2 protein-coding genes and 1 pseudogene are annotated in these 2,351 nt (G+C 64.1%); all 3 read left to right on the top strand.

Annotated features, from left to right (window positions below; genetic code table 11):
* Positions 1–100: 100 nt before the first annotated feature.
* The 3 genes and pseudogenes from ACFXJ8_RS43940 to ACFXJ8_RS43950 all read left to right on the top strand — a co-directional run bounded on the left by ACFXJ8_RS43940 (position 101) and on the right by ACFXJ8_RS43950 (position 2,245).
* Positions 101–472, top strand: coding sequence for a winged helix-turn-helix transcriptional regulator (locus ACFXJ8_RS43940; protein ID WP_379651519.1), 372 nt, complete (start codon positions 101–103; stop codon positions 470–472).
* Between the two features lie 111 nt (positions 473–583).
* Positions 584–1,096 (top strand): hypothetical protein, encoded by a 513-nt coding sequence (locus tag ACFXJ8_RS43945; protein ID WP_379651520.1) that lies wholly within the window; start codon positions 584–586, stop codon positions 1,094–1,096.
* Between the two features lie 295 nt (positions 1,097–1,391).
* Positions 1,392–2,245 (top strand): annotated as a pseudogene (locus tag ACFXJ8_RS43950) (transposase family protein).
* Positions 2,246–2,351: the final 106 nt, after the last annotated feature.

A 2,351-nucleotide genomic window follows, 5' to 3' on the forward strand; every position in this document is an offset into this window, starting at 1 on the left:
CTGGGGCACGCCAGCACAGTCACATACCCCAGCCTTCTCGCGCAGGGAAACCGATCGATCACCTCGTGCGATCTAGCCATGTAGTACTAGCCCGCCCGCTGTGCCCGGCCTGCCCGCTACCTGCGAGCTGCGCGACGTTCTCGACCGGGTCGGCGACAAGTGGAGCGTGCTGGTCATGGCGCTGCTCGGCGCCGGGCCGAAGCGCTATTCGGAGCTGCGGCGGGCCGTCGAAGGGATCTCCCAGCGGATGCTCACGCTGACCCTGCGCAGCCTGGAGCGCGACGGGCTGGTGTCCCGTACGGTGACATCGACGTCCCCGCCCCGGGTGGACTACGCACTGACCCCGGCGGGCGCGACGCTGTCGGTCGAGGTGCGCTCGCTCATCCGGTGGGCCGAGGAGCACAGGGAGTACGTGGCGGCGTCCCGAATCACCTTCGACGAGGCGGCGACGCTGGGATCATTGCCGGCATGACGACGAGACTGAGCAGGCGGGTGATCTTGGCGGCGATCGGCGAGGAGTTTCACGGCACCCTGTGATAGCTATCGCACGGCCTGTCCGGAAATGATAGGAGATGCTGCCTCCATGAAACCGATCGCCGCGTTGGTGCGGCAACACTCAGCAAAGCTATTCAAGCTGGCCGCCAACATCCTGTGTGTGATCGCTCTCGTTATGGTTGCGGGCTGTGGCCTGGTTATCTTCAGGGAGAGCCGACCGAATCCAGAGGCATCTCGTGAGCGCGCTATTGGAAGGCTGGCGGCTTCCACCACCCAGGCAACATGGGACAATGTCGATCACATCAGGGATGTCCTGGTCATCGATGTTGGGACACAGAATAGTTTGCTGGCGCTCCTGGAGGCGAGGAAGTCCCTGGAAGGCCGGGGTTGGGTCGTGCTCACATCGCATATTCCGGAATTGGTACAGATGGAGTCGACCAAATGGGAGAATGTGCGTCTAGTGATTCGACCGCTGGTTGGCGTCCATGGTACGGATTACTACCTTGACTCCAAGAAGTCGGATATACGCAGGGCCATCGAAGACGCTCGGGCGAGGCCCGGGGCGTATGTAACTATCGAAATATCTCGCGAGGGTGGCTGAATGCCACTTGGGAGCGCCGACGAGGAACTGCCGAGCGGGGCTTTGTCCACCTGGCCGTGGTCCTGAAGTCTTCTCCCGCCGCATCGTCGGATAGGCGATGGCCGACCGCATGCACACCAAGCCGGTGACCGACGCACGGCGATGGCGAGCCATTGAGCTGTTCTCTGTAACCGTTCGTAGCCCTGCGTAGTGCTCGGGTGCCCCCGGCATGCCGCGGCCCAATGATCGACATGCGTAAAGCCCCTGATAGAAGTGGTCTTGACTAGAGATCAACTTCACAAATCAGAGGCTTCACGTGTCTACCAGTGTCACATACTCGGCGACCCTCGATGTGCGCCGGGAGACCGTGCTGTTCCTGTCCACCCTGCTGCACGCCGAACGCCGCCGCCGAGGCACCCGGCGCGGCCGCCGGGCACTCGGCTGCTTCACCCAGGCAGTCCTCATCCTGCGCTGGTTTTGCGACGGCACCCGCCTCCGGCAACTGGCGGCCGATCACGGCATCGGCGGCACAACCGCCTACCGCTACCTGCACGAGGGCATCGACGTCCTGGCCGCGCATGCCCCAGACCTGCACCAAGCTCTGAACGCAGCCCAGGACGCGGGCCTCACGCACATCAACCTCGACGGCATCGTCATCGCCACCGACCGTGTCGCCACCCCGGCCCCAACGGCGCCGACCTGTGGTGGTCCGGAAAGCACAAGCACCACGGCGGCAACATCCAGGTCATCTCCGCTCCCGACGGCTGGCCGCTGTGGGTCTCCGACGTACGACCCGGCCGCGAACACGACATGACCTGCGCCCGCCACCACGGCACCGTCACCGCCTTAGCCGCCGTCCGCGCAGACCTGCCGACTCCGGCCGACCTGGGCTACGAAGGCGCCTCCGACATCATCCACATCCCGATCAAGAAGAAGGCCGGCCAGCACAAGCTGAGCGACGATCAGCACACCTACAACAAGCTCCTGCGAGGCCTGCGCGGGGTCGGTGAACGCGCCAACGCCCTGCTCACTGTCACATTCAAGGCCCTGCGCCGGGTCAGTCTCGACCCCTGGCGCATCGGAAAGATCACCCAGGCGGCGCTGGTCCTGCTCTACCGCGAGAACGATTGGACCCTGTCGCCATCACACAACGTGATCTTCGGTTGCTGAGAACAACTCAATATCGCTGGCGTGCGTGCGGCGGTTCAGCGGGAGAAGGTGACATGGATGGTGCCGCTTTCGGCGATCTCGCTGGTCACCTTGTAGCCGCGCTCGA

The organism is Nonomuraea sp. NPDC059194 (genome assembly GCF_042754765.1).
Taxonomy (GTDB): Bacteria; Actinomycetota; Actinomycetes; order Streptosporangiales; family Streptosporangiaceae; genus Nonomuraea.